The following is a 24,183-nucleotide window of genomic DNA, read 5'->3' on the forward strand; positions in this document are numbered from 1 at the left end:
AAATAGATGAATTAACATTCATTTTAATCAAAAACGAATAAAGAGAAATGAAAAAATAGTATGTAGTTTCTCGTTTAAATCAATTATTATACAATAAAATAAACCAAATATAAACTATACATGAGGTTTATTTAGCGATAAACTCACTGATATAGTACCTCATGTTTAATATAAAAAAAAGCTATGAAAAAGTGTATTTTGCAAAATATGAAGTATCTGTTTATCTTCAGTTTCTTATTTCTTATTGCATCATGTCAATCAGATGACAACTTAGAAAAGAAAGATACATCTGAAGATTTAGTAGCTATGGCACACCAATATCTAAATGGTGATATTATTTTAGGTACTCATGCAACGATGAATGGAGTAAATAAAACACTCTTACCACAAGGCTGTCCTACCAAATTTAATTTCCGTTGGAGCGAAACAGACAAGAATGTGCTCACCATTAGATTAGAAGATTTCACTGTAGGTCAAATGCCTTTCAGTATAACCTACTATTGTGACGTGAAGATAATACAGCTAAATTCGTGGGAAAAGAATGAGTATAAAGGCGATAATTGGATAAAATTTGTGGGCGAAGATGGTTATCTCGCATTAGGAAAAGGCGGACAGCCAAGGCCAATGAAAGGTAGTTCAGTGAAGGGTTACTACAATGTGAAGACCCATGAGATTAACTTTATTGTTGATTATAACATGATGAATGTGCGTTCTGAATGCTTTTTGCAACCCATAGACAAAGCTCGTATCAATAATTACGAAGCCGAATTAAAAAAATACGAAGCAGACCTTGCTGCTTATAAAAAAGAACATGGTTTGTAATAGGTCTTAGAACGAAAAATAAAAGAGAAGTAGGAGAAGCGCATTTTCCCTCTTCTCTTTTATTATAAAATCAATATGCGAAAGAAAAGTCTACTCTTTATTCTGTCGTTTCTTGCTCTTTCTATCAATATTTTAGCACAACGTGTGGTGAAAATAACGGTGAGAGAAGCAGGAACTCAACAATTGTTAGTGGGTGCTAAGGTGAGTTTTTCACCGAATAAAGCACATACCGACACTTTAATAGCTATCACTAATAACGACGGAAAAGCAATCATCAATTTAGAAAAGGAACACACCTTATATTATTATAGGGTGAGTTTAATGGGTTATATCCCCACATCGGGAACATTATCTACTACCGAACAAGACCTAAACATCACCTTAAAAGAAGACGTTATGCATCTTAATGGGGTTGTAGTTACTGGTTCTCGAACAGAAAGACCTATTAAGTTGTCGCCAATAACTACACAAGTGTTGGGCGGAAAGGCACTTGTAGATGCAGGATACAGCGACTTACAACACGCATTACAGCAGGAAACGCCTGGAATGAACATACAAAAGGTGGGTTTTGGCAATGAAATTTCAATGCAAGGGTTAGACGCTCGTCATGTATTATTTCTGCAAGATGGGGAAAGAATGACTGGAGAGATGGCTGGAAACCTCGATTATGAACGCTTTAATCTGCATGCAATAGATCGAATAGAAATCGTAAAGGGAGCCAGTAGTACCCTTTATGGCAGCAGAGCGTCGGGTGCTGTCATCAATCTTATATCGAAAAAGACTCAAAAACCATTGGACATACAAGCGGGAGTGAGGTTTGCTCAAATGAATCAACGCAACTATAAGCAGCCAAACCCTAAGGATTTCCTCTATATGTTCGAGAAAAATAGCGATCGACCAAACCTCCAATCGTGGATATCCGCAGGCATAAAACAAGGTAAAATCACATCGCAAACAGATGTATGGTATAGCTCAAGTGATGCTTTTTATATGTATCAATCAGATAAAGACAAAAAGGTTTATACAAAAGAAGCCAACCCCTTCTTACCTCACGACATTGTTTTAACAGGTATTGCAGCGCGTTCTCCAATGGGAATAGAAGGTACTGAACACCTAACAGTTGCTCAAAAGCTTTACTATGAACCAACTAAAAACCTCTCATTGCAGGCTTATGGTTCGCTGTTCTTCATGAATTCGTATGATTTAATACAAGATATGACCTTCTCACAAAGTCGTGATTTCATGGCAGGAGTTAAGGCTAAATACGATATAAAAGATTGGTTTACGCTTAATTTAAGTCTACATGGCGACTTTTATGACCGCTTTAAACGACACGAACGCATTGATGAAAGGAAGAAAGTGTATAAAAGTAAGATCTTTGAACCACGTTTAACACTCACAAGTAACTACTTCTCTGGGCATAACATCATACTCGGTGTGGAGCATATAACAGACGATTTAACGAGCGATCGCTTTGTAAATAGACGAATGACAACACGCTCTTTGCACGAAACAGAATATTTCTTGCAAGATGAATGGACTGTTAATGAGCATTGGATGCTTTCCTCTGGAGTGCGAACAAACTTCTCTAAAGCGTTTGGATTTATGTGGATGCCGAAGATTGCCATTAAATATTCACCTGATGATCATTGGGCATTACGTGCTAACTACTCAATGGGTTATCGCGCACCGAGCATAAAAGAGCTCTTTTTTAACTGGGATCATTTAGGAATGTTTCAAATAAGAGGAAGCGAAGAGCTTAGACCTGAGAAGAATAACTACTTTTCTTTGGGCACAGAATATAGCAAAGACCGATTCTTTATTAATGTAAATGCTTATGGAAACTTCTTTCATAAGAAGATAGAAGGTGTGTGGCGCATTTATGATATGCAGTATAATTTCGAGTATAAAAACCTCAATAAACAACGAATGTTAGGAGTTGAGGCGATAATGAAATGGAGATTAACAGACAATTTCATGCTTAATGCCACTTATAGCTATGTAAATGTGAGCAAACAAAAAGGCATTCAGGTTAATACCACATCTCCTCACGCTGCAACAGCAAGTATAGATTACACCTTAAATCGCCCTAATTATAGACTGAAAACCATTTTTAGCACCTCAATCATGGGTGAAAAGAATTTCGATGTGCAAGATAGAGTGTGGGTAGAAGAACATAATAAGAGCTATGATGCTTATTTTCGTTGCACACTTCCTACTTATGTTCTTTGCAATCTCTCAGTGGTTCAAACGTTTTATAATAAAGTTAAGCTCACAATGGGTGTAGATAACATCTTTAATTATGTGCCTCGCACCTTAGGTTCTGGCATAACTTTGTTTAATGTTCCTGCCACTTCTGGTGCAAGAGGCTACCTACAAGTAGAGTTTTTAGTAGAAGATATTCTTAAATCACTAAAGCATAAGAAATGAAAATCAATCTCTTTATATTCCTTTTTGCGCTTTTAAGCTCTTGTACAGACTATGATGCAGAGCCTTTTACAGGCAAAGTGCTACCCCGAGTCACTGGTTATTCAACAGGAGTAACCAACGATTGGCTGTATATCAATTTGCGAACAGGAGAGATGTTCAATCGAAATAGGGTGAATGAAGATATTGTTGAAGGGGCACAAAAAGACCGATTAGATTGGGATATCGCCTTTTGTGGATATAGAATTCGCACCAATAGCGGAACGTCGGGTAAAGGAAAGGGAGCTGCAATCGATCTTGGTTCTGGCGAATACGATAAATGGAAGACCGTTTCTCAATTGCCTTCTAATCTCAATTGGATAGTAGACGATAGCACAGTAACCATCACTATGTCTCGAAATGATTGGAATAAACATTTAATTGCCAATCATCTAGACTTTCAACAAAATCCTTGGTTCGATCCAAACAATGGTCCCGTAACCACTAAAACAAATGCAAATCCAATCTTAGCCAATGCTATGAGCTTCACAGGACCGCCTCCTGTGTATGCACCTTCATTGCATACTTATGTCGTGCGCACAGCAAATGGAACGCAATACTTTAAAATTCAGATTATAAGTTGGTATAAAGCCGATGTCGAAATAGGCGATACAGGCGGACAGATAAGTTATTATTGTGACGAATTAAAATAAGAAAATGGAAACAAGAGTAAGAAATAATTATTGGAGAAGGACCTTGGCTTCTTTCTTTTTAGTATTATTTGCCATGCCTTTAGGCCATGCCTTAATGACCATAATGGATAAATTCATGAGTGAAGATACTGTACATGTTGCTGGATTTATACTAGGTTTGGTTGGTTTAGTGATGGTTATAATGGGTGTTTTTGCAAAAGGAGATACTCGACAAACGCTTTGGGGGTTGTTTGGAGGATTACTTTTTTGGACAGGTTGGGTAGAGTTTCTTTTCCTCTATTATGCTCGTCGTTATGGTGTTCCACCCGAAATAGAAAACAATGTCGTCGTAACTAAACCCGAATACCTCATTATGCCTGCCTCATTTGGTATGTGGATGATGACAATGGTGATGTATGTGTTTAGTACAAAGAATGGATGTGACTTCATAACGTGGATTCAAAAGGTGTGTTTTAGAGACAAACGCAAGGTAATTGTAACACAACCAATGACCCGCCACACAAGTATTGTGACCTTTATGGAAATCAATATGATGCTTTGGGCGTTCTATTTGCTTTTGATGTTCTGCTATGATAAGCGATTTTTAGGCGACCATCACCCTGTAACTTTCCTCGTTGGACTAGCTTGTTTCATAGGTTCTGTGTTCATGTTTAAGCGAGAATTGAAACTAGCAGCATGGGGAAGCAATATTCGTATGGCTATTGCTACGGTGATAATCTTTTGGACTCCGGTTGAAATATTAGGCAGAATAAACTTCTTTCGTGAGTTTTGGGTGGAGCCAGAGAAATATAGTTTGCAAATGATTGCCATTTTAGTGGTGTTCTTAGGCTTAGGAGTTTATCTCTGGAAGAAAGGTGCTTCGAAGCGAAAGAAACCACAAGAAGGAGAAAATTAGTACTATTATCCGTTCTTTACTCCTTTCATAAAGGAGCGTAAAGCAATGCTTATTTGTTTATTGCACCTCGTTTTTTCTTCTCTTTTCATTCAAAGAAGAGGGTAAGAAGACGCTTGTGGGCAAGAGTTGCATCGTGATGGATAAGATAAAAGAACTTTCTTTTTGTCCTTATGCTTTGCCTTTGTTTCTCCGCATAGTAGCACTTGTGTTGCAAAAGGATTGACTTTGCGTTGTAAAAGAATTGGTATTACCCCCTAAAAGCATTGAGATTGGTAGACAATTTCAATGCTTTTATTTTGATATAGCACGAGAGTGGACAAAAAGATGTGTGCGAAAGGATTGTAAGTGGAATATACTTGGAGGGTTGATGCTTAAAAAATGGAAAAATATTTCTTCTCTTTTGTTTATCAATAGTCACTTCTTAAAGTTCTTTATAGGGAAGAATAATGTTGATAAAAGATGTGGGCAATTCGATTCTTATTTGTATCTTTGTCATTCCTGCATACACCTTATTCAGGTGTTTCGATGTGCTTGCAATGCAAGTCACCTGTAAGTATGGCAGAACAAAAATAGATAGAATTCTATATTATTACGAAAATCAACCCAAACAATTAAAATGACTCCAATTAAAATGACCTCATTAAAGACTTTATTGCAGACTTTTTTGCCACTGAAACCCTATTCAAAGGGTTTTGTTAAGCCTGCTTTGGTGGCTTGTGCGTTATCTTTTTTCAGTGCATCTGGCTATGCACAAGACTTTAGAACCTTGCGAGATATAAAGGTAAACGACACTGCTCTCGACCTTTCTACAACCAATTGCAGAGTTATTCCTCGTAATGCAATGCACTCACGTTATCGTCTTCAATCGCTCATCTTACCGCTTCAACTCGACTCAGTGGGAACTCAAGCATTCTTTGCGTGCAAAAATATCGAAGGAACATTGCGCTTTCCTGCCACAACAAGGGTTGTAAGTGCAGCTGCATTCAATGGTTGTAGCAAGCTAACCGAGCTTTCGTTCGATGGCTCAACACGCTTAGGAGCATTCGCTTTTGCCAATTGCCGTGGGCTACGTGTTGTGCGTTTGTCGGCAACGGTTCCCCCAGTTTGTGCCGATAATGCTTTCGATGGAATCGACTTAAATAAAGTTCAGCTCATAGTTCCTGCTCAATCACGCAAAGAATATCGCAAGGCTCAGGGCTGGCGACATTTCTTTGGAAAGCAAGAAGAGGCGAACGTGTGTCGTCCCGAACAAATACTAGTACCTCGTCCGCTCACACTTGAGGTTTATTCTGCCGATAATTCTACTAAAAATTCAGATAAGAAAGCTAAAACAAACACCCTTCTTCCACTTCAATGGGCAAAGGTTGTGGGGGTAGAAGCACCTCAAGAATTGGCAAATGAGAAGATGCAAGCAGAGCGAATACTTGGAGAACGCACCGTATTTGCTAAAGGACGTCGTGGTGTTGGAGCTGTAGTTCGCCTTCAACTCGATGCTTCTCTCACCAATGATGAGGCTTATACCTTAGATATTTCAAATAAAGGAGTGGTGATTAAGGGTAAAACCGCAGCAGGAGTGTTCTGCGGATTGATGACACTCGAGCAACTTTGTATTGGTAATGGCGTTGCTGCTCGCTCTGTAGAGATTCCCGCTTTACACATAAAAGACCAACCTCGCACTGCTATTCGTGAGCTAATGGTAGACCCTGTGCGTCATTTTATTCCCTTTGAAGACCTTAAAAGCTATGTTGTTGAAATGGCTCGCTACAAGTATAACGCACTTCATTTGCACTTAGTAGACGACCAAGCATGGCGAATTGAAATCAAAAAATATCCCGAACTCATCGAAAAGGCGTCCGATCGCATTGGAATGGACGACATGCCAGCACGCATTAGCGGTTATTATACACAAGATCAGATGAGAGAATTGGTGCAATTTGCAGCTAAATATCATGTAATGGTGATTCCAGAGGTTGAACTTCCAGGTCATGAAGTGGCTGCAATACATTGTTATCCACAGCTTTCGTGTGCTAAAAAGCCTGTTCCTATTCGTCTAACCTGCGGAGTTAGCAACGATTTGCTTTGTCCTGCAGAGCCATTTGTGTACGAATTCTTTAATAATGTATTGAAAGAATTGGCTGATATCTTCCCTGCTCCCTATGTACATCTAGGTGGTGACGAAGCAGGTCAGCCCCCATTAGGTGCTTGGAGCAATTGTTCTGCATGTACAGAGTTGAAGAAAAAGGAGGGATTTAAAGAGAATTGGGAACTACAACAATATCTTTTCGACCGCATTATTCATCAACTTAAGTTGTTAGGAAAGAAACCTATGTATTGGTATGAGCAAGAATTTAAAACAATTCAGCCTGGTTGTGTGGTGTATGCGTGGCGACATGGATTAACAAAAACAGCCATAGACGCTGCTGTTCGCAACAATGTACAGATAATGCTTTGCCCTGGTGAGCATTGTTATCTAGACTATCCCGAGAAAAAAGGCGACATGCCCGAAGTGAATTGGGGTATGCCTGCAACCTCGTTAGAACAGACTTACAAGCTAGATCCTGCGTGGGGACAAGACAACAACTTTGTTCGTAACACCTTGATGGGCGTTAGTGGAACGCTATGGAGTGAGAGTATCAACTCAACCGAGCGTCTTTTTTATCAAACATTCCCACGTGCGGCAGCTCTTGCAGAAGCAGGTTGGAGTATGCCCGAGCGTCGAAATTATACCGATTTCCTTCGCCGTATGAAGCCCTTAACCGACGATATGTTGCGTAGAGGCATAGCGGTGAACGCTAAATAAATGGGAGATAAGGGCAGAATGGCTTAGTACAACACCTCAAATGACTTTTTTGAAAAAGAATGAAATCAGACTCCATTGCATTGGATTTAAGTGAGACGGCTTGTGCAAATAAGTAACAGATGATGCCTTGTAGTATCTGTTTCCCTATTTTTTAGAAAGAAAATGCTATAAATAGAGTGTGTTTAATTATATACAATAAAAGAAGTTATCAGATAAGAGATATATAAAAGTAGATATAATATCATTTATTTATGAAGTAAAAAGAATAAATTCTTTTGCTTTTTGGTAAGTTATTTTATATCTTCGCAATAAATGGTAATAATAAAATAAAAAATAATCCTAATGATAAAAATGAAGAAGTTTTTTTTGATAATGGCTCTTAGTTGTTTGGTTTTACAAGGAATTAAAGCTCATAAAACAGTATCTAATGATGAAGTTATATTACATGCTTGGTGCTGGTCATTTAATACTATTAGAGAGAATCTGCCTAAAATAGCGAAAGCAGGTTACACAATTGTACAAACTTCGCCTGCCCAACATTGTGTAACTGAGGTTAAAGGTGATAAAGGAGGAGGTAATCAACTCTATGGACATGGTAAATGGTATTATCAATATCAACCAACAGATTGGAAGATCGGTAATTATCAAATGGGAACACGTGACGATTTGATAGCACTCTGCAAAGAGGCTAAGCGTTATGGCATACGTATTATAGTGGATGTGCTACCTAACCATACTGCAGTTAACGACTGCCAAGTTGAAGATGCTTTAGATTTAGCGGTGGGAGGACACGAAAATTTATACCATGCGAATGGCTTAACAGAAATAAAAGATTATAATGATCGCTTGCAATGTACAACGGGACAGATGGGAGGACTGCCTGATGTAAATACAGAAAACCCAGACTTTCAGCATTATTATCTTACATACGTAAATGATTTACTATCTTGTGGCGTTCGTGGATTCCGTTATGATACAGCAAAACACATCGGTTTACCTAGCGATCCGAAAGACTCAAAATCGCCCGAAAACGACTTTTGGGATGTAGTAACAGGACGTAAAGATGTTAAAGGGTTGCGACTAGCTCTTCCGAATGATAGTCTTTTTATGTATGGTGAGGTGTTGCAAGATGCTAATGTTAAAGAAAAAGAATATGCAGATATGATCGGAGGCGTTACAGCAAGCACTTTAGGTTGGTGTATACGACATGCACTTGAGGGTCATGAGTGGAAGATCAATGATATAACAAACTATTGTCACCCTGTAGAACCTCAGAAATTGATCACTTGGGTAGAGTCTCATGATACTTATTGTAATGATCATGAAAGCGCAGGTCTGACAGATTCGCAGGTTCGTATGGGCTGGGTATTCATCACTGCTCGTCAGTTTGGTACACCATTGTTTTATAGTCGTCCTGATGGTAGTACGTTAGATAATGTATGGGGTAATAATATTGTTGGCAAAAAAGGTAATGATGCTTTTCTTCATCCAGAGGTTGTGGCAGTTAATAAATTTCGAAAAGCAATGCATGGACAAAAAGAAACGATAATTTATGCGAATGAAGGTAAGGTGGTAGAGGTGATGAGAGGAAAAAAAGGAACAGCTCTTATAAATATTTCTTCTGCGCCTCAAAACATAAGTATTGCTACTATGTTGCCTAATGGGAAGTATAAAGACGTGGTTTATCAAAATACTTTTGTTGTAAGTCATGGAATATTGAAAGGTACACTTAAACCTTTAACCTCTTATATTCTTTCTCGTTAAAGTAGTTTGCTTATCATTTGTCATTATCCACTTTCTGAGTTCAGAGGGTGGATAATGTATATTTAGGAATCAATAACGAAACTATGTTCATCTCATTATTATAAGAAAAATATTGTTAGCTTTGATTTTATGATGGGTTGCAAATCCTTTTGGTATATAATAAGAAAGAAAACAACGATTAAACGTGGGTGCAATGCATTCATGTTAAAATAAAAATAAGATAAAGATAAGCTGTTCATGTTACGAGCCAACAAGCGTTCTTGTTTGTTCTTACATTCGTTTTTTGTATCTTTGCAGAACTGAAAAATAATAAAAGGATATATCCTCAAAATGAAATATTGTCATAAAATACAAAAAGTGCTAGCTTGTTTTGTTTTAATGCTAGCATTTAATACTAGTATTATTGCAGAACCAATTAGTAAGTCTCAGGCTTTGCTGTTAGCATCTAAATATGTAAGTAATCCAATTCTTAAGAAATCTACAGCTGTAACTCGAGCTATAGATAATGAAAAAAATCCTTCCTTTTACTTATTTGATAATGCCAAAGGGAAAGGATTTGTTATAATATCGGGTGAAAGTAAAATGAATTCACTCGTGGCATATAGTGAAGAAGGGGATATGAAAAATGCAGTATTGCCTCAACCTATGGTAGATTTACTCAAAAACTATACGCAAATAGTGAAAGAGGTGCGTGAGGGAAAACGTAAAATAACAGCTCCTAAGATTACAAAGTATGCCGCAGTAGAACCATTAACAAAAACAAAATGGGGGCAAGCAACACCTTATAATAATTATACTCCACAAGAAAGAACAAAGCGTACACTTACTGGTTGCGTTGCAACTGCAATGTCTCAGATCATGTATTTTCACAAATGGCCCCAAAAACGTTATAAAAATGCACCTGTAGATACCCAAGAATTATCACAAATAAAAGATAGTTATGATTGGGATTTAATGAAAGAAACTTATAATAACGAGAAAAAAGGTCCTAGTGCTTCTGCGGTTGCAACTCTAATGCGTGATGCTGGAACTGCAGTTAATATGCTTTATAGCCTAAATAGTAGTGGGGCATACATAAAAGATGCCGCCATTGCCTTCCGAGATTCTTTTCAATATGATATAAAATACTTCCGCAATTTAGGTATGAGTGCAAATACTTTTCGTGAAGAACTTATACAAGAACTGTCTAAAGGATATCCTGTTTTAGGGAAAGGAGGCGCACATGCTTGGGTTTATGATGGATATAATGAAGAAGGACTTGTGCATGTAAACTGGGGTTGGTATGGATTCTATAATGGATATTTTGACCTTTCTGTGATAGGAGTTGGTGAAGTTGGAGAAGGAGGTGGTAATGGTAAATACTGGGTTGACCCTGAAATGATATTATTAAGACCTCGTGATGGCCAACACGAACTATTTAATGATTCTCAAAAGCGTCTCACATTCTATTCAGAAAAAACCTTTTCTTTTAATAAGAACAGTTCTAACAACGATAAAAGTGTCATTGTTGAACTCTATGATATAGGTACTACAAAAATAAAAAAAGGTACATCTAAATCTTTTGTAGGCCATCTTGGAGTGGCTTTTTATAATCAACAAAACGATTTAGTAAAAATAATCTCATATCCTTTTAATCTTATTTTAGATAATTCAACCCAGAGAATGACCTTACGAAGATGGATGTGGGATTTATCCGACCTAGAAACAGGGACTTATCGTGTCGTTCCTGTTTCTAAAGCACTAATATCTGGAGTAGATGTTTTTGGAGAATGGCAACCTTTTGAAAATGCAATCGAAGCACAAATAAGGGTGGAAAATCGAGGCTTTACAATTATATCGCCAACACCGAACCCCATATTTACATTACAAGATAGCCCTAGTTTAATTCGAAATGTGTATGAAAATGGACTTCAAGGAGGTAATCTAAATTTCTCCATTCATAATATTTCCAACACAGAATATCGAGGACATCTTCGCTTTACACTAGCAGGCACTAACAGAAAACGCCTGTATGCACCTCCGATGAATTCAGAAGTGAGTGTGATACAGCGTAATGGAACGACTCAATTAACCCTTCATATTCCTTCTTCTTATAATGATGAAGGACTAAAGGATAGTATTTCTGCAGGAAAATACAAAATGAATGTACAGTTTATATATCGAGATAGTCAAGGAAATCAACATATTCAAGATGTCGAAGGATTGCAAAATTTTGATATAGAAGTACTTCCTAAGCCTTCTCAAGGATTACTTTCTGTTCGGAAAATGCAACTCTATATAAATAATCAGCCCACGTATTTACAAGAGATTAATAGAGCAGATCAAACTGAAGTGGCTCTTTCTATGGATTTAAAGATGACCGATGTTGGCGGAATTTCAACTTGTAAAGGAAATCTTATTTATTGTGCAAAAGACTTAGAAACAGGTGAAATGCTAGACCTGGCAAGCATCAATAACTTGTTATTGACTAGCTCCACTCTTAATATTTCTGATATAACAAAGACTGTTTTAAATCTTTCTAGCTTAAAAGAACACCAGCTTTATCAGTTATATGCTTATTTAGAGCAAAATAATAATCGCATTGATATAGGCATAGATAGTAATACACCACGTTACTTAAAGGTCTATGGCATTGCTCCACCAACAGGAATTAAGACAATAGAAAACTCAAAACAGAAAGCTTTTATTATTTATAACCTGCAAGGTATTCGTCAACAAAGCCCATGGCAATCACTTCCAGCAGGTGTATATATAGTGAATGGACAGAAAGTATATAAATATTAAAATAAAAGCTCCTCATTTTATTGGGGAGCTTTTATTTATTTCTTGAGATACCAACATGTGCTTTAGTAGCATAGAGAAAGATAGAGAGAATTAAACTTAGAAAAAAGTATTGTTCATTTCAATATATTTTACTATCTTTGTAATCAATAACTTATATAAATAGGGCAATATTTAATTAAAACAAACAGTATGAAGAATTTATTTTTGGCATTTTTAGTGATGCTATTTACTTTTACTTACACTTTTGCAGAGAATAAATCAGAGCTTAAAAGACTCAAAGCACAGCAAGAAGTATTAAAACTTAACACCGATTTGAATAAGCTTAAAACTAATTATCAAAAGGTTTTAGCAGATGTGCAAACATGGCAGAGTAAAGCAATTGAGGCAAATGCAAAAGCCAATACAAACATTTCAACTTATTCAACTACCGATGCATCTAGCACAGCTAAAGAAGCAAAAGCACATGTTAAAGCATTAAAAGAGGTGCGAAAGTGGAATGCTAAGTTGGCTTGTGGACAAAAAAAGTTGACAAAACTAGAGAAGAAAATAGAAAAGACACAAAAGAAATTAGATAAACTTAATAAGAGAATTCAATTTGTAAATCAATAAATAACCAAAACAAATTTTTAGTTATTTCAAATAAAGGCAATATGTTTCAAAAATATATTGCCTTTATTTTTTTTTATAAACATACAATACAAGTTTCATGTGATTGATAGTTTAATGCATTTTATTACCTCTATTTATTTACAGAAGTTATTTATTATTTTTTCTGTATTATAATTCATCCACAATGTTGGTTCTACTTTTAGCAATGAATACAATTCAAGAAAATGAGAATAAAATGTTTGCTTCACTAAATATAAAAAAGAATAGAGAACAAAACATAAAGATAAAAAGATAAAATACCTAGAAATAAGTAGTAGGATTTTTATCTTTAACATTTTAATATCCACTTAATATCTTTCTATAATAAAATCTTATAAGATAAAAAGAAATGGTATTGTAGAATGGCTTCTTCGCATTTTATGGACAATATTAACATAGAAAAGACAAGCGAGACATAAGAAGTATTGTTGTTTTAGCGATGTCTTTTAATTTATAAAACTTATAAATCCTACAAAAAAAGTAATGCTTTTGTCTACTAATTCCATTGCTATTAAGGCCTAATTGCATTACTTTTGCATCGTAATATCAATGCTATTATAGCGACATCAAAAATAGCTTAAATTGAATATCTAAATGATATAATTCTTTAATGTTATTTCCTCAGAATTCAGATCTTATTGTATTCAAATGTATTTTATGTTAAGGCAAGAATAATAGAATAAAAAATACTTGTTATTGTACATTCTAACCTCAAAGAAAGACTCGTAAAAAGCAAAAAAAAAAATCACTATTTTTAAGTATTTTGTAATATCAGTTATTTTGCTATCTTTGCACCCAAAAATTTAGGATCATAACAAGAAACCATTGAAGAAGCAGTTTTTACATTATTATATATATAGACTCTTAGTATTTTGTAGCTATTTATGGATAACATCTTTGGTGTCTCCCAAATTATATGCACAAACATTTCAACATTCATTAGCAGGAAATGTATATGCCGAAGATGGAACACCACTTGTTGGAGCATTAGTTATAGCTCAACAAAATAATCAAGTTATAGCTCAAACAACTACGAAAGTGAATGGAGGGTTTACCTTTTCGTTTTCTCATGATATCTCAAAAATAACCCTTACAGCTCGTTTCCTAGGCTATCAAGAGCAGGTGCAAACACTGCAAAACAACCAGCATACGCTTCGATTTGTGCTAAAAGAAAATACAGAACAGCTACAAAATGTAGTAATAACAGGTTTTGTGAATAAAAGCAAAGAAGGCTATTCAGGCTCAAGTTTCGTAATCGATAAGGCACAATTAAGCCAGCAAGTAAACACCAACTTATTAGATTTAATTGCCCGAAACACCCCAGGTTTTGAATTAAATGAAAATATAAAGCAAGGTTCTAATCCCAATATTATTCCAGAAATGCTTCTTAGAGGGCGCAGTGGTTTTGTTGAAGGAAACAATACAAACCTCCCTTTATTTATTTTAGATGGAGTAGAGGTAGATATTGGTGTTGTTTTTAATCTTAGAATAAGTTCCATTGAGAAAGTTTCTATCTTAAAAGATGCAGCAGCAACCATCTTTTATGGAGCAAAAGCAGCTAATGGTGTTATTGTTATTACATCATCACCTACAAGAGAAGGAAAGTTACAAATGGATTATTCAAGTCAATTTCAACTTTCAAATGCCAATCTTTCTAGTTATCATTTACTTAATGCTGCTAGTAAACTTGCTTACGAAAAAGAAGCAGGACTTTACGGCTCTTTCTTAGGAAATGATAAAACCGATATTGAAAGGCAAAAGAGTTACTATGAAAAAAGCAATAGAGTAAATAGTGGAATAAATACCAATTGGCTTAAAATGCCCTTACGATTAGGACTCAATCAACGTCATAATATCACTTTAACGGGTGGTAATAGTACTTTTCGATATAGCCTTTTAGGAGGATTAAGTTATACACAAGGAGTGATGAAGAAAAGTAATCGTAATAGTAAAGATTTACGAGTAAGTCTTAGTTATGGCAATTGGGACAAACTTTTTCTGCAATATACAGGTCGAATAGAATATACCTCTTCGAGTGATGTCCCATACAATAACTTCTCTCATTATGCAACATTAAATCCTTATGATACTCCTTATGATACTGATGGAAATTTAATTAACGAGTTATCCTTTGGAAAGGCTAATCCACTTTACGAGCAACAACTAAATAGTTATATAAATCATAAAAACTTATATCTTAGTAATCATCTCAAAATAAGGAAAGTTTTAAGAAAAAACTGGCGTGTAGAAGCGAATGCATCTCACACATATCGTGTGGATAACGATAATACATTTTACTCTCCCTTATCAGTTCGTTTCATTCATTTACCTAAACTAAAACGTGGAAGTTTCGACATCTTACATGGAACAACCAGTGATTTCTCGGCTAATACATTTCTAATTTGGAATAAACTATTAGGAAAAGAGGAAGAACATCATATAAATCTTGTGATGGGAGCTAATCTGCAGGCAACGAATAGTCAAGCTGATGGGTTTTCTACCCAAGGAGTTTTGAGCGATAAAGCAAACGATGTGGCGCAATCTATAGCCTTTGCAGAGGGGGCAACACCATTAGGATCGCAAGAAAAAGCACATCTGCTAGGAGCCTATTTAAATGCTACATACAGTTTTAGGAATACTTATTTCGTAGATTTATCTTATCGAAGAGAAGGTAGTTCAAAGTTTGGTTCTAACCATCGATATGCTCCTTTTGCCACAATGGGTGTAGCATGGAACATACATAATGAACCATTTATGCACCATTCACCCTTTTCTTTATTAAAATTGCGTGCTAGTAGTGGAATAGTAGGTAAGATAGGCTTTAGTGCTTATCAAGCACAATTGAGCTATAAATACCAATCTCGATTAGTATATAACGAGGATATAGGTGCAATCCCTGTAGCAATGGTAAATAAAGACTTAAAGTGGGAACGTACTCTTAAAACCAATTTGGGAATAGATTTCTCGCTATTAAACGAGCGTTTAAGTGGTTCTTTAGACCTGTATCGTAATGTAACAACCGACTTGGTGATGACTGTTGCAACCCCATTACATACAGGTTTTAGCGAAGCCAAACAGAATTTAGGAAGTATTCTCAATAAAGGAATAGAGTTGTCGTTAAGAGGAACACTCGTTAAAAATAGAGAGTTTGCTCTAAATGGCTATCTAACCTTTTCGCATAATACAAATAAAATTCTCAAAATAAATAACGCCTTAACTAATCATAATGCACAAAATGCAGCCAAAGAAAATCGTCTTCCAGTGCCAATCTATGCAGAAGGAGAGTCGTTAACAGCCTTAAAGGTGATGGCATCGGCAGGTATCAATCCTGCAAATGGCAAAGAGTTGTTCTTAAAGAAAGATGGTTCTCTCACCTATTTATATCATTATAACGACAGAATCGTTGTGGGCGATACTAGTCCAAAAGCGCAAGGAAGCGTGGGCTTAAATGCCAATTATGGCTCATTCTCATTATCTTCTACCTTTGTTTATCGTTTAGGCGCAACACAATATAATCACACTTTAGCAACCAAAGTAGAGGGGGCAGACCCAACGAACAATGTAGACGAACGGGCATTTTTTGCTCGTTGGAAACAAGAAGGAGATATCGTGAAGTTTAGGAATGTTGCTTGGAATGGAACAGTTGTGCCTTCTTCAAGGTTTGTTGCTAAAGAATATACGCTCGAGGGAACAAGTGTTATGCTAAGTTATATCTTTTCTCAAAAACTTTGCAAGCAGCTAAAAGTGAGTGATATGAAAGTTTCTTTTTCATTAGGACAGTTTTTTTACCTCTCAAGTATTAAACGAGAAAGAGGGTTAGATTATCCTTTTGCCCATGTATATGAGCTTGATTTCCAACTAAAACTATAAAAGAAACATGAAGAAACTTATTTATATTATCGTCAACATTGTTTTTTCAATGCTTTGTATGGAGTGCTCTTTTGTAGATATAGATACACCAGGACTACTTAATAACGAGCAGTTGTTTCAAAATAGGCAAGGGTTTGTAGATGCAATGGCGGGAGTTTATGCTTCGATGGCAGCTCCGTCGTTATATGGAAAAGAACTATCATATAGTTTTATAGATGAGATTGCTCAACTTTATGAAAACGAAGAGCAAGCAAACGAGACTTTTTTAACCCGAACATACGACCTTCAATATACACATCCTTTAGTGAGAAATCGTATAAATGCAATTTGGTCGCAGGCTTATTTTTGTATTTCTAGCTTGAATAGTGTGCTCGAACAGAGTGAACATCGCAAGATAAAGGGACTTGAAGCAATGAGAGCTGAGGCTTATGGGTTGAGAGCTATGCTGCATTTGGATCTCTTGCGTTTGTTTGCACCTACTATAATGCAGGCAGATAGTAGGGCTATTCCGTATGTAAAAACATTTAGTAGTGCTCCACAGCCAGTGGTATCTGTAAAAGAAGGGTATGAGTTAGTTACCAAAGACCTACTCATTGCAGATAGTATCTACACATCATTAGAAAGTAAGGACGCAGGAAAAATGGTGTTAGCGCATAGAAATCCCTCGTTTTTATACCTTTCTCATAATGCAGTAAAAGCCCTCCTTGCTCGTGCTTATCTATGGCAAAATAAACTCCAAGAAGCCTCTTTGTGGGCAAAAAAAGTAATAAAAGAAGGTTATGAGTTGGCAAAAGAAGAGCAATTATTAGACCTTTTTAGAGGTTACAACGCAAAGACCGAATGTATATTTGCGCTCCATGCGCCCCAAATGTATATAGATGTACGCAACACTTGTTTCCCTCCTCGTGCAACAGAACGTTTCAATAAAGTAAGAGATAATTATCGAAAAATATTTAGTTCACACACCTTTACGGCAACCAATAACGACTATCGTTTTCAAAGTTACTTCACTTTAACCAATTGGGGTAAGTCTGTTGTAGTGTTATCTAAACTATATGATAAGGATTACGATGAACAACAAACTCCTTTACAAGGGCGTTTCCCCAGTATTAATATCATTCGTTTACCTGAAATGTATTATATATTAGCAGAAGCGAGCTATGATGTAGATAAGCAAGAAAGTGTGAAAATGCTTAATAAAGTACTGGTATCGAGAGGGTTAAAGCCAATTGAGGTGAGTGATGTAAGCAATAAACAACTATTTACCCAATTGTTAGTGAACGAAATAACAAAAGAGTATTGGGGAGAAGGACAAGTGTTTTTTACCTATAAACGCTTTAACTTGCCTTTGCAAGGCTTGCATGGAAAGGTGCATTCTGCAAATAATAGTACTTTTATTTTGCCGATACCTGTATCTGAAAACCTAACTTATAATCCTTAAAGGCATGAAAAAAATAAATATTCTATTGATGTTCTATGCCATCTTGGGAGCATGTTTTATGAACTCATGCACAACAGATGAGTCGTTTGTTTATCAAGGTAAAGAAGGAATTAACTTTACAACAGCGTCTGAACACTATGCCTTTGGTGCCTTACCTCTTAACAAAAAAAATATACAAGTGAAGGTGGTGTTAGAGAAAACAGGATTTGTAAGTACTGACAATAAGCATTATAGTTTATCAATAGATACAACTTTAACCAATGTGCGTTGGGGTATTGAGGCAGAAAAACCCGATTTAGAGCGTGTGTGGAAAGCAGGTTTATGGCACGACACCTTATTGATAAACATAAATAGGAGTGCACTTTCTTTTGAAAAAACATATAAAATAGTGATTCGCATCTCAAATAAAGGAGCTTTACCTGCCAGTGTATCAGAATTAAGTACACACACAATCACATTTAATAATCAACTAGAAAAGCCTTTATGGTGGTCGGAATTAAGCTATTGGCTGGGCGAATATCACCCTGCAAAATATCAAAAATATATAGAATTAACAGGTTCTACACTAACAATAGAAGAGATAAAAGACCATCAATATGAGATATTGAGAACCTTTAAAAGAATTAAAAGCTTTTTTAATGAGCATCCATACGAAGGCATTATTTTTCCTTCTGTAACTTGGCCCGTGTAAAAAATAATAAACTTTATTATACAAATAACGAAATGAAAATAACAAAAAAACTATTGACATTAAGTTTGTTACTCTCTCTAACATGCTTATCGTGTTCAGAAAAAACAGACTTACATGAACAAACAGCGTCTCTTGATGCAATTAAAGGATTAGCATCAGAATATAGTAAGCAACTGAATGAAACTTTAGAATTAACTCCTGAACTAGTTTTTGGCAGTGGAGTGAAAGATAAAGCTTTGTTTGAATGGATTATTAACTATAAGGTTGTGGGGCAAGAAGCTACATTAAAATATGTATGCGATACGCCTGGAATATTAGATGGATATTTGAAAGTTCTCTATAATGGGAAAACTGAAATTAAAGAATTTAAGCTTTATGTACTGAATAGTTTTGAGAAAGGATTATTATTACTATCTCAAACAGATGAAGGAAGTGTGGTTTCCTATAAAGATTTACATAATCTAAACTATCCAATACTTCACAATGTTTTTAAATTAAGGAATCCAACACTTTCTTTAGGCGCCACTCCTTTAAGCTTATGTTGGACAGGTGAGGGCATAACAAACCCTAAAAATATAAACGATTTATCAAATGGTTTAGAAGTAGTGATAAGCTCTGATAACCCACAACACACCTTTATATTAGATGGAGGAACGTTGAAAGTAAAAACAGAGGTGAACTATAAAGGTGAAGGAACTTTTGTTCCTAATCATATTTTTGTTCCTTTTGGAAGCCAAAACTTTATGTGGGATAAAGAGGGGGATGTGATTTGCTTTGTTGGTGGAGGTCGAGAATACACTCTAACTCATAATCGTGAGTTCACATTAGGTAGACGTAAGCACGAAATTCCACAAGGAACAAGATTAGCAGATATCGCTTGTTCACTTAATACAACGCCTCAAGATATGTTGAAAGTATATTTTGATAACAATTCAAAGCGTATGATTTATGTGAGTGGACTTAGTGAAACACAGGTAGGAAGCTATGTTTGTAAGGGTGAAGGTATGGCTCTTTTGGCTTGTAATGGTGTGTATTCGTCGCCTCAAAGCGACGCTCGTTATGAGCCACAACAAGCTCTTTTAGTTACAAAAGAGGGCGAACAAACACACATTTATCGCTTTGTTCCTGCTAATAAGCATGGAAAAGAACAATTAGTAAATGATGTTGATGCCACAGGAAACATTCTTGTAACCAGTGCAATAGCTGTAAATCCTGTAAAACCTTTTGTGTATTACAGCGACAATAAAGGAAATATTTTTGTTTATAACTTTGAAAGTAATCATTTTTCAACTACTCCTTATTTATCGTTAGGAGCGCAATATAAGGTCAAACAAATAGTGTTTAATCCTTATAATGTCAAAGAAATGTATGTTGCAGCAGAAGATATTAACGCACCAAAGAATGTGTGTGCTACCTTATTCATTTGTAATGTTTCCGATAAAGAAAAAGGATCTGTAACGAAAAAAGATGAGAAAGTGGGTGGAAAAGTTGTCAAATTGATTTATAAAGGCAATGGTTTAGAATCTTCTGAACGATTTTAGATGCAATAAAGATATATTTTCTACTTATGTATATTAACAAATCTATAAAAAAAATGATACAAAAAATAAAGCAAAAAAGCTACTTTGCAGTTCTTATTGTTATGTTCATAACTTGTTTCCTCGCCTGTAAAGATGGTGAAGAAAATGTACCTTTTAGTCTTTCAACCAAATTACTAAGATTAACTCCTAGCGAAGTGAAGAATATAGAACTAACTTCAGGAAGTGGATCTTTTACTCTTACAAATGAAAATGAATCAATAGTAAAAGCCACAATTATAGGTAACAATCTGCATATAGAGGCACTTTCTCATGGAATAGCGCATCTTACAATAAAAGATAATGAAAGTCTTGAACAAGATATTTTAACCATTTTGGTAAGTGAAGTTGTTACACCTCTTCCTAAAGATGTGGTGATAGAAAATCATATCCTTAAGCAATGGCCCATAAACAGCATTCCTGCCAATGGAAAAATTGTACTTCCCGAAGGTATAGAAGGTATCGGTGTTGAGGTGTTTATGAAGACTCCCATCAAGGAGATCGTATTTCCTAGTACATTAAAATTCATAGCACAAGATGCTTTTGCTTATTGCAATGCTCTTCAATCTATTGTATTTCCTGAAGGAATTGATAGTATAGGAGAGGGAGCTTTTTATCAATGTCACAAATTAGAGCATCTTGTTGTGCCAAAAACACTTGTCCATATTGCACCAAATGCTTTTGCTCAATGCACCAGTTTGCAAAATGTTGTTTTACAAGAGGGCTTGCCAATGTTAGGAGAGTCAATGTTTCAAGGTTGCACATCGTTAGCTCATATCACCTTACCTAAAAGCATTAAAACATTAAAGGATAATGTATTTAATAAATGTAGCTCGTTAGAAGATATTGAATTGCCCGAAGGTATTACCAAAATAGAGAAAACAATGTTTAGAGACTGCAATAAATTAAACAATGTAAAACTACCTGCAAGTCTTTTAATCATAGACGATGATGCTTTTGAAGGTTGCAAGTCTTTGAGCAAAATAGAATTCCCTGAGAATTTAGAAATCATAGAAAGACGTGCTTTTAGTGGCTGCTCGGCATTGACTAGTGTTACACTTCCTTCCAAAATAAAGGCTGTCTCTGGTGGAGTTTTTCAAGAATGTACCGCTTTAACATCGGTTGTTTTACCTGCAAGTGTTAATCTTATTCACAATAGAGCTTTCCAAAATTGTAAGAATTTATCGTCTATCAATATTCCAGAAGGTGTTTCTGTTATTGATATTGCTACTTTCTTAAATTGCACATCGCTAGAAAATATAGTTTTACCCTCTACCTTAACAGACATAAAACTAAATGCGTTCACGGGTTGTAGCAAACTTGCTACTGTTACAATTATGGCAAATACGCCTCCAAACACAGTGAAAACAAGCTTTGCAAAAACACCTTTAAACAAAACATTAAAGGTTCCTTCACAGTCGATAGAAGCTTATAAAAATGCCAATTGGGAAGCTCATGGCTTTAAAAACATCATGTCAAATCATTAAAATATTATAAGTTATGATTCTTTTTAATACAAAAAAAATCCTAAGTGTTTTAGTTCTTTTGTTTTGTTTGTTTGCACAACTGAAAGCAAAAGATGTGCTTTTCGATTTTCAAGCGAACCCTTGGAACTTACCAACTGCCTCTTCTGGTGGTAGTGCCAACAATAGTAAACTCGACGAAACCATACAGATAAATCAAGAAGGAGTAATTATTACCAATCAAAAACTTCATGAGAATTATTATAATAAACTATCTGGTGGCTCTTTGGTGATATATCCTAAAAATTCAATAACAATCTCTGCACCTCGTGGATTTAAAATTGTTGGTGTAGATTTTGAGCTTGAAGACGAATATACGTTCGACCTAAATAACCCCCAAGACCCGTATGATGTGCATGCATCCTACGACAATGCACACTACACAAGTAAGGCTACGGGGGTTGAACTCAAATATACAAGTAAGAACAGTACGAGTAAAGTGCGCAGAATTGTTGTGCATATAGAGCCTAATGTTATAAGTGGTATCGAACAAGTGATAACCCCGAACACCTCAAACGATAAGATATACAATCTTCAAGGGATAGAGGTTGGCTCTTTATCTGCCTTTAATTCACTTCCTAAAGGCGTATATATAGTAGCTCAAAAGAAAATTATAAAAAGATAAGAAACGGAAATAGAGTGGTAAAGTAGATAACTCTATAGATATAAAACTCATAATATTTACATTAAGAAAAATAATAATTACTAATATAAAGAAGTGTTTTGATGCCTGAAAATAAAACATAAAATCATTTCTTTTTATATTTATCTAACGTTTAAATTTTAATAATATGCTAAGAAAAAGTCTTTTTACAGGAGCAATTATGCTTATTGTTCTTTTGTTTGGTGTTACAAACAGCGCATTGGCAGCTGGCTCAATTCGTTTTGATTTTAAGAAAAATCCTTGGAATTTAGTAAAGGCAAGTGCTAATGATGCCCCTGAAAACGGCAAAATAGAGGACGGTGTTGAGATTAATCAAGATGGTTTTATTTTAACAAACAAAAAGGTTAACGAAAAAAACTGGAACCGTTTAGAAGGAGAAAACTATGCGGTTTACAAAGATAACAAGATAACAATTACCGCACCTGCTGGTAAAATGATAACAAGAATAGAGTTTCAAGCACTCAGTCAATTCTCTTTTGATCTTACAAACGATGAGGGAATAAAGAAAGAAGAAAGTACAGATTGGGACGAAGACTTTGGTTCAAGCTCTAACGACCCTATTACTTTTAAGATGCAAGCCCAAAAGGCAACATTCACAGGAGGTAGTTCAACCACTCGTTTGGTTTATATAGAAGTGGTTTATAAAGATGTTCCACTACCTGTTGCACCTGAAAAAGTTACAACAACAGCTACTTTTGATTTTAAAAATGATTTCAAAGACTCTTGGGGTATCACAAATGTTAGTTCAACAACCAAAGATGAACAAGAAGGAAAGATTGAAGATGGTAAAGAAGTTACACAAGATGAGGTTACATTTACCACGATTAATAAAAATAGTGGTAAAGTTACTCGTGTGAAAGGAGGAACGCTTTATCTACCGCCTACAAATACTTTAACATTTAAAGTTCCACAAGGTAAGAAAATTAAGAAGATAGAGTTTACCTTTGAAAAAGCAAAGAGTTGGCTTAAAACACCCGAGGGTACTAACTTAGAAACAGAGAATAAAGTCGGAAGCTATATAACAGACACACAAGAAGTAACGTTTACTGCCTCTTCTCTATTTTCCCAAATAACTAAAATTGTAATAACTGTAGAAGGAGATAAAACTACAGGCATATCTAGTATTCGCACTCATAGGGTTATTCCTAGCAATGTTTACGACCTTAATGGTGTATTAGTAGGTACCGAAAACACTTTCAACGAACTACCTAAAGGCATTTATATTATCAATGGTAAGAAAGTATTAAAATAAAAGTATCATTGGTAATAGGTATAAAGTCCTTTACATAAGAAAAGTAGCAACTCTCATGCGATATTATTCTATCCATGAAGTGTTGCTACTTTTCTTATTTATTAAGATCATAATTATCTAAAAAATATGAGATAAAAGCATTGCTTTTTGTCTCTAAAGGCAATGCTTTTACACTGCAAAAACAATGCTTTTTCGTGTCAATTATATAGCTTTAGTTATTGAACTATAGGTATTATATTATGAACGTTATTTATTATTAGCGAGATATCCGTATCTTATGATTGAGAGCAAATGCATGAATACTCACTTTTTTATATTGAGATCTTGTGTCTT

The 24,183-nt window shown here is 35.4% G+C and carries 15 protein-coding genes; all 15 read left to right on the plus strand.

Annotated elements, in window-relative coordinates; translation table 11 throughout:
* Nucleotides 1–183: 183 nt before the first annotated feature.
* The 15 genes from HMPREF0669_RS09735 (at nt 184) to HMPREF0669_RS09810 (ending at nt 23,850) form a co-directional block, all read left to right on the plus strand.
* Entirely contained in the window at nt 184–822 is a 639-nt protein-coding gene (locus HMPREF0669_RS09735; RefSeq protein ID WP_009228364.1) for a DUF4903 domain-containing protein, read from the plus strand.
* A gap of 75 nt (nt 823–897) precedes the next feature.
* Complete coding sequence (locus tag HMPREF0669_RS09740) at nt 898–3,252, plus strand: TonB-dependent receptor (RefSeq protein ID WP_009228365.1); 2,355 nt, start codon at nt 898–900, stop codon at nt 3,250–3,252.
* Nucleotides 3,249–3,941 carry an HmuY family protein gene (locus HMPREF0669_RS09745; RefSeq protein ID WP_009228366.1) on the plus strand — a complete coding sequence of 231 codons (693 nt, stop codon included), beginning with the start codon at nt 3,249–3,251 and terminating at the stop codon, nt 3,939–3,941. Before HMPREF0669_RS09740 ends, HMPREF0669_RS09745 begins: the two co-directional genes overlap by 4 nt.
* A 4-nt stretch (nt 3,942–3,945) precedes the next feature.
* On the plus strand, nt 3,946–4,836 hold the full coding sequence (locus HMPREF0669_RS09750) for a hypothetical protein (RefSeq protein WP_009228367.1): 891 nt from the start codon (nt 3,946–3,948) through the stop codon (nt 4,834–4,836).
* Between the two features lie 631 nt (nt 4,837–5,467).
* A complete protein-coding gene (locus tag HMPREF0669_RS09755) occupies nt 5,468–7,636 on the plus strand; it encodes a family 20 glycosylhydrolase (RefSeq protein WP_020967436.1) in 2,169 nt (722 codons plus the stop codon).
* A gap of 351 nt (nt 7,637–7,987) precedes the next feature.
* On the plus strand, nt 7,988–9,400 hold the full coding sequence (locus HMPREF0669_RS09760) for an alpha-amylase family protein (protein ID WP_198024630.1): 1,413 nt from the start codon (nt 7,988–7,990) through the stop codon (nt 9,398–9,400).
* A 378-nt stretch (nt 9,401–9,778) separates the two neighbouring features.
* Complete coding sequence (locus tag HMPREF0669_RS09770; protein WP_232236466.1) at nt 9,779–12,184, plus strand: C10 family peptidase; 2,406 nt, start codon at nt 9,779–9,781, stop codon at nt 12,182–12,184.
* Between the two features lie 189 nt (nt 12,185–12,373).
* Nucleotides 12,374–12,793 carry a hypothetical protein gene (locus HMPREF0669_RS09775; protein ID WP_009228371.1) on the plus strand — a complete coding sequence of 140 codons (420 nt, stop codon included), beginning with the start codon at nt 12,374–12,376 and terminating at the stop codon, nt 12,791–12,793.
* 939 nt (nt 12,794–13,732) lie between these two features.
* Nucleotides 13,733–16,702, plus strand: coding sequence for a SusC/RagA family TonB-linked outer membrane protein (locus HMPREF0669_RS09780; protein ID WP_020967438.1), 2,970 nt, complete (start codon nt 13,733–13,735; stop codon nt 16,700–16,702).
* 7 nt (nt 16,703–16,709) lie between these two features.
* A complete protein-coding gene (locus tag HMPREF0669_RS09785) occupies nt 16,710–18,143 on the plus strand; it encodes a RagB/SusD family nutrient uptake outer membrane protein (RefSeq protein ID WP_009228373.1) in 1,434 nt (477 codons plus the stop codon).
* Between the two features lie 4 nt (nt 18,144–18,147).
* Entirely contained in the window at nt 18,148–18,834 is a 687-nt protein-coding gene (locus HMPREF0669_RS09790; RefSeq protein ID WP_009228374.1) for a DUF4843 domain-containing protein, read from the plus strand.
* Between the two features lie 32 nt (nt 18,835–18,866).
* On the plus strand, nt 18,867–20,375 hold the full coding sequence (locus HMPREF0669_RS09795; RefSeq protein WP_020967440.1) for a hypothetical protein: 1,509 nt from the start codon (nt 18,867–18,869) through the stop codon (nt 20,373–20,375).
* Nucleotides 20,376–20,428: 53 nt separating this feature from the next.
* Nucleotides 20,429–21,898, plus strand: coding sequence for a leucine-rich repeat domain-containing protein (locus HMPREF0669_RS09800; RefSeq protein ID WP_020967441.1), 1,470 nt, complete (start codon nt 20,429–20,431; stop codon nt 21,896–21,898).
* Between the two features lie 13 nt (nt 21,899–21,911).
* Nucleotides 21,912–22,559, plus strand: coding sequence for a hypothetical protein (locus HMPREF0669_RS09805; protein WP_009228377.1), 648 nt, complete (start codon nt 21,912–21,914; stop codon nt 22,557–22,559).
* 166 nt (nt 22,560–22,725) lie between these two features.
* Nucleotides 22,726–23,850, plus strand: a complete 1,125-nt coding sequence (locus HMPREF0669_RS09810) for a hypothetical protein (protein ID WP_009228378.1) — start codon at nt 22,726–22,728, stop codon at nt 23,848–23,850.
* The last annotated feature ends 333 nt before the right edge of the window (nt 23,851–24,183 follow it).

Origin of the sequence: Prevotella sp. oral taxon 299 str. F0039 (assembly GCF_000163055.2) — a bacterium.
In the GTDB taxonomy this organism is placed as follows: Bacteria; Bacteroidota; Bacteroidia; order Bacteroidales; family Bacteroidaceae; genus Prevotella.

Coding starts and splice junctions, on each gene's coding strand:
- HMPREF0669_RS09735 (WP_009228364.1), top strand. CDS start 184: ATGAAAAAGTGTATTTTGCAAAATATGAAGTATCTGTTTATCTTCAGT.
- HMPREF0669_RS09740 (WP_009228365.1), top strand. CDS start 898: ATGCGAAAGAAAAGTCTACTCTTTATTCTGTCGTTTCTTGCTCTTTCT.
- HMPREF0669_RS09745 (WP_009228366.1), top strand. CDS start 3,249: ATGAAAATCAATCTCTTTATATTCCTTTTTGCGCTTTTAAGCTCTTGT.
- HMPREF0669_RS09750 (WP_009228367.1), top strand. CDS start 3,946: ATGGAAACAAGAGTAAGAAATAATTATTGGAGAAGGACCTTGGCTTCT.
- HMPREF0669_RS09755 (WP_020967436.1), top strand. CDS start 5,468: ATGACCTCATTAAAGACTTTATTGCAGACTTTTTTGCCACTGAAACCC.
- HMPREF0669_RS09760 (WP_198024630.1), top strand. CDS start 7,988: ATGAAGAAGTTTTTTTTGATAATGGCTCTTAGTTGTTTGGTTTTACAA.
- HMPREF0669_RS09770 (WP_232236466.1), top strand. CDS start 9,779: ATGCTAGCATTTAATACTAGTATTATTGCAGAACCAATTAGTAAGTCT.
- HMPREF0669_RS09775 (WP_009228371.1), top strand. CDS start 12,374: ATGAAGAATTTATTTTTGGCATTTTTAGTGATGCTATTTACTTTTACT.
- HMPREF0669_RS09785 (WP_009228373.1), top strand. CDS start 16,710: ATGAAGAAACTTATTTATATTATCGTCAACATTGTTTTTTCAATGCTT.
- HMPREF0669_RS09790 (WP_009228374.1), top strand. CDS start 18,148: ATGAAAAAAATAAATATTCTATTGATGTTCTATGCCATCTTGGGAGCA.
- HMPREF0669_RS09795 (WP_020967440.1), top strand. CDS start 18,867: ATGAAAATAACAAAAAAACTATTGACATTAAGTTTGTTACTCTCTCTA.
- HMPREF0669_RS09800 (WP_020967441.1), top strand. CDS start 20,429: ATGATACAAAAAATAAAGCAAAAAAGCTACTTTGCAGTTCTTATTGTT.
- HMPREF0669_RS09805 (WP_009228377.1), top strand. CDS start 21,912: ATGATTCTTTTTAATACAAAAAAAATCCTAAGTGTTTTAGTTCTTTTG.
- HMPREF0669_RS09810 (WP_009228378.1), top strand. CDS start 22,726: ATGCTAAGAAAAAGTCTTTTTACAGGAGCAATTATGCTTATTGTTCTT.